Annotated in this window: 7 protein-coding genes; 6 read left to right on the forward strand and 1 reads right to left on the reverse strand. The window is 30.5% G+C overall.

Annotated elements, in window-relative coordinates:
• Positions 1-23 precede the first annotated feature (23 nt).
• Positions 24-314, forward strand: coding sequence for a phage integrase SAM-like domain-containing protein (locus tag B5V89_RS18615; protein ID WP_142406543.1), 291 nt, complete (start codon positions 24-26; stop codon positions 312-314).
• Here B5V89_RS18615 and B5V89_RS18620 read toward each other — a convergent pair.
• Positions 294-602, reverse strand: coding sequence for a hypothetical protein (locus B5V89_RS18620; RefSeq protein ID WP_108073433.1), 309 nt, complete (start codon positions 600-602; stop codon positions 294-296). The genes B5V89_RS18615 and B5V89_RS18620 overlap by 21 nt on opposite strands.
• A 656-nt stretch (positions 603-1,258) precedes the next feature.
• Between B5V89_RS18620 and B5V89_RS18625 the strand changes: the two genes are divergently transcribed.
• From B5V89_RS18625 to B5V89_RS20275, 5 genes are all read left to right on the forward strand, one after another.
• Positions 1,259-2,053, forward strand: coding sequence for a DUF1385 domain-containing protein (locus B5V89_RS18625; RefSeq protein WP_108073435.1), 795 nt, complete (start codon positions 1,259-1,261; stop codon positions 2,051-2,053).
• Between the two features lie 17 nt (positions 2,054-2,070).
• On the forward strand, positions 2,071-2,184 hold the full coding sequence (locus B5V89_RS20665; protein WP_341118779.1) for a hypothetical protein: 114 nt from the start codon (positions 2,071-2,073) through the stop codon (positions 2,182-2,184).
• A gap of 205 nt (positions 2,185-2,389) precedes the next feature.
• Positions 2,390-2,539: a hypothetical protein gene (locus tag B5V89_RS20270; RefSeq protein ID WP_181294717.1), complete on the forward strand. Its 150-nt coding sequence runs from the start codon at positions 2,390-2,392 to the stop codon at positions 2,537-2,539.
• Between the two features lie 516 nt (positions 2,540-3,055).
• The gene (locus B5V89_RS18630) at positions 3,056-3,955 is read left to right on the forward strand and encodes a 1,4-dihydroxy-2-naphthoate polyprenyltransferase (protein ID WP_108073437.1); all 900 of its coding nucleotides are present in this window, start codon (positions 3,056-3,058) and stop codon (positions 3,953-3,955) included.
• Between the two features lie 144 nt (positions 3,956-4,099).
• Positions 4,100-4,258 (forward strand): hypothetical protein, encoded by a 159-nt coding sequence (locus tag B5V89_RS20275; RefSeq protein ID WP_181294718.1) that lies wholly within the window; start codon positions 4,100-4,102, stop codon positions 4,256-4,258.
• Positions 4,259-4,425 lie beyond the last annotated feature (167 nt).

Raw genomic sequence — 4,425 nt, forward strand, 5'->3', positions numbered from 1 at the left:
AACTTTTGGGGTGCAGTACATAATTGCGAGGTGGTTTTTTTATGCTTATCAAATTTGCCATTCAAGATTTTTTAGATGAAAGGGAATTTAAAAATTTATCATCTACTACTATTCTAGCCTGCAAAAATATTCTTGGACAGTTTCAACAATATTGTTCTGAAAATGAAATAGTTAATGTTCAAGATATTACAGCAAACGTTTGTAAGAAGTATCTTCTCCATTGTCAAAGATTAGTTAATAATGCAGCTGGTGGTTATGTTGTTGTAACAGGATCATTTATCAGGGCTGCATTACTATTCATCATTATTCTGTAATTCAATTAGCGGTTGTTCCTTTTTAAATGTAACTTCATTTGTTTTTTTATCGTAATGATAAATACGAATTACATCATCTCCATAATCAGATTCACTGGTTAATACTCCAAAGTCACCATTGCCAAAATCTATCATGTTAGTAGATGAAAACTTGGGGTATATTTCTTGAGAATCATTATTAATATTTTGAGTATTGTCCCTACTACATGTTGAAAGGGTTAAAACAATTGTCAGCACAACAAGTGTAATACGAATATTTCTTAATTCTGATAAAAAATTTAAATTCATAATACTTACTCCTTATTTTATGTACTTTATTCGGTTCATCAAGTTCTAAAACTGAAATATCTTCAGTTGTTTTTTCTACAATCCTTTCGTATAGTTCATCCACTTTAACATAATAGCTCTGCAATATCATAAAGCTCCGGTACTGAAGGGAAACTATTACCGGTACACCATAATGTATTAAGTAATTTTCCATATCTGTCTTTTAAAGATTCCCTATTGTGTTCATCCTTCTTTATTAGCCAGCCCCTATATTAGTTTTAACTTTTTTCATTTTCATCACCTAATATTAGTATTCTATCTCACTTGAATTATTTCCTTTTACGAAAATATTGACCAAAAACAAATTAAATTGTTTTTTTGGCATTAGTCCAAGTTTCGCCTCTGATATTGAATGTGTTAAAGCAAGTGGGGAATGCAGTATGAAAATTTATCCATAATTTTAGAGGGATCTTTTCTCCTGTGTCGAATGAACTATATAAAGGAGGAATTATTGTAACCTCTATTTTGTAAATATAGTTTAGTAGTAAACTTTCCAAATCTACAAATGATATAATAACAAAATAAAGTAAAATGATACATTTTTTGTATATAAGAAGGCGGAAAATGTCCATTGTTGAAGAAAAGTTTAATTTTAATAGGATGTGAGGGTCTAATGAATGAATTATGGAGGAAGAGCTCATTTAAATGGGGTCACGTTTCGTTCAAACGATGTTACAGTAACTGCAAAGCGTATAAATAATACAATAGAAGTTATTGATAATGTTGATTTTGATGAGTACGAATACATAGAAAACCATGGTTTTGATTTTGAATATTTTATATCCAAGATACCATTTATTAGAGGTGTTTGGAATTTCTATTCATCACTTTTTACTTCATTAAAAAAGTTCCTTTTGATAATTTGCATTTCATTAATTGTCACATTTTTATTAAGTTATTTCTCTTTGATAAATTTAGTTACAAAGGAATATTCATTTAATGTGCCAGTTGAATTAATAATACCTTCAATCGTATTAATATTGACAATATATATTAGATTTACGGAAGTATCAAAATATCATGCGGCAGAACATATGGTTGCGAATTGTTATGATCAAGGTAAAAAACTTAACCTACTAAATGTTCAAAAGCAATCAAGAGTTCATGAATCATGTGGAACAAATCTATTAACTTTTGTTTTAACAGTGTTTATAATTTTTTTGTTTATACCAAGAATAAATGATATTAATGTTCTATTATTACTTATTTTATCATATTCAATTGCATATGAACTTTTTATTGTAGAAAATAAAATGTTGATCAAGTTTTTTAAACCTATTTATATTATCGGTTATGTTTTTCAATATTTATTTTTTACATCTAAACCTAAAAAGGAGCATCTAAAAGTAGCATTAGCTGCATTTAATAGAATGATAAAATTGCAAAATGAAATAGATAAATTAATTAAATAATTACGGGAAATTATGAAATTCATCACATTCGTCCAAGAGAGTATTATGGTTCAAATGATTATTCAAATTTAATATCCTTAAAAAAGCAATTCCATAGAAGTGAAGTAAATCCTTGGTGGACAAATTATTAACTAGAAGGAATATTGGTTCATGACATCATTAAAAATAACTATTGATACAATCAAAAGTAGATTAGATAAAGATAATCTTATTACTGTTCAACGAGAAGGTGGTTATGTAGAAAAATTGAGAATTACATTTTATTAACCTGCAACGGCGGATGAAATTACAAAACTACCAAAAGACTTTTTAAATATCTATATAGATTTTTTATTAATGCATAATGGTGCAATGTTATATGATGACCCTGAATATGGTGGTGGTTTCGAATTAAATTCTGTTAATGACATTATTAAAGATTTGGAGGTTATGGATTATCCAAAAGGTTGGTTTCCGATTGGATACGGCTATACGGATGTAGACTAGTAATTACACCGCAACATCATCTTTTTTGGATGGAGGATGGAGTAACGTTTGAAGATGAAGAAAATATTATACCTATGAAATTTGATAATTGGTTAGAAAAGTTTATCATTGCTCAAGGATCAACATTTTGGGACTGGTATAGGTATAGCTAAAACATCTGTATTTATTAGGATACTATCTCAATTACAATTTCAGTACAAAATATAAATAAAAAAGGGGTAAATAGTATTAATCTAATATCCTCATGCATTAACGCTTTAAAGTGTGTAAAATGAATTTATAAGATTTTTCTTTTCTTATCCCCTATTTTTATAAAACTTTTTTGTATCCAGTCTATGACTGGATATTTTTTTGTCTTTTATCAGCCGCTAGTGTTCTTTGTGGAAATTTGGCGTTCGCAATTAAACGAATGAAAATTAGATTTACGGTTTTTCTATATTTTTTATATAACGTATGAATGAAAAATATGATAAAATATTGAACGGGTGAGAATGATTAAAGGAAGGATTAAAAATCATGGACACGAATCGAAAAAAGAACTTGAAGGTGTTGTGGAAGTTAACTCGTCCTCATACTTTAACAGCTTCATTTGTACCTGTTCTTATCGGTACAGCTGCTGCAAGATTCTATAATCATATTAATATTTGGCTTTTTCTAGCTATGCTATTTTCTTGTTTATTTATACAAATTGCTACGAACTTATTTAATGAGTACTATGATTTCAAAAGGGGACTGGATACAGCTGATTCGGTTGGTATCGGCGGGGCAATTGTACGAGAAGGAATGAAACCTAAAACTGTTCTGAATTTAGCTATTTTATGCTATGCAATCGCAATTATTTTTGGGTTCTATATTTGTATGGCAAGCAGCTGGTGGTTAGCATTAATTGGTGTGATTGGCATGGCAATCGGTTATTTATACACTGGTGGTCCGCTTCCAATTGCTTATACACCATTCGGAGAGTTATTTGCTGGTGTTTGTATGGGATCTATGTTCATTTTGATTTCATTCTTTATTCAAACGGGGTATGTTAATCAACAAAGTATTTTATTATCCATTCCTATTGCAATTTTAGTTGGGGCAATCAATTTGGCTAATAATATTCGAGATATAGAGGAAGATACGCTCGGTGGAAGAAAAACATTAGCCATTTTAATTGGCCGGAAAAATGCTATCTATGTATTAGGTGTTGCATTTGCGCTTGCTTATTTATGGATATTGTTATTAGTTGTGATGAATATTGTAAGTCCGTGGACTTGTTTTGTATTTTTAAGTCTGCCGATTCCAGTTAAAGCAATTAAAGGATTCGTAGGCGGTGGAGTTGGCATTAAAATGATTACAGCTATGAAATCGACAGCACAAACGAATACATTTTTTGGACTTTTGTTGGCCATCGGATTATTTATAGGTCAATAGTGATTAAAAATGAGTCCAAAGCTCAATTGCGATGCAGTTGGGCTTTTTTTATGGTGAAATTTATATCTCATTTTGGATAAAAACTGTTTTTTAAGTTAAATACTAATGTGGAGCGGTTATTTTATTATAAATGGGGTGCTGTAATTGCCAAATAGATTATTCAATTTTATTAAAGGAAGTTGGACAGAAGTGAATTTTGAAGAATTGGAAGAAGAGCTTCCGGAAAGCCTAATAGACGAATGGGATGATAGGACAGAACTATTGGAAATTGAGGATCCAAATATCATACACCTAAAAAAATAAGCGATTCAGGAAATCGAAGGTACTATACACTAAGAAAGAATGGGTAGGGAATTTCGGATCTTATGGAGGTGTTTGCAGCACGATTCTTACCTTTGAGGGGCCGTTTCAGCGGGTTCTGAGCAACTATCGTCCCGCTTACCCCTAAGCCGGTACCATAGCTGCGTGAA

Origin of the sequence: Heyndrickxia sporothermodurans (assembly GCF_003055045.1) — a bacterium.
Lineage (GTDB): Bacteria > Bacillota > Bacilli > Bacillales > Bacillaceae_C > Heyndrickxia > Heyndrickxia sporothermodurans.

Coding starts and splice junctions, on each gene's coding strand:
- B5V89_RS20270 (WP_181294717.1), top strand. CDS start 2,390: ATGCATAATGGTGCAATGTTATATGATGACCCTGAATATGGTGGTGGT.
- B5V89_RS18630 (WP_108073437.1), top strand. CDS start 3,056: ATGGACACGAATCGAAAAAAGAACTTGAAGGTGTTGTGGAAGTTAACT.
- B5V89_RS18625 (WP_108073435.1), top strand. CDS start 1,259: ATGAATTATGGAGGAAGAGCTCATTTAAATGGGGTCACGTTTCGTTCA.
- B5V89_RS18620 (WP_108073433.1), bottom strand. CDS start 602: ATGAATTTAAATTTTTTATCAGAATTAAGAAATATTCGTATTACACTT.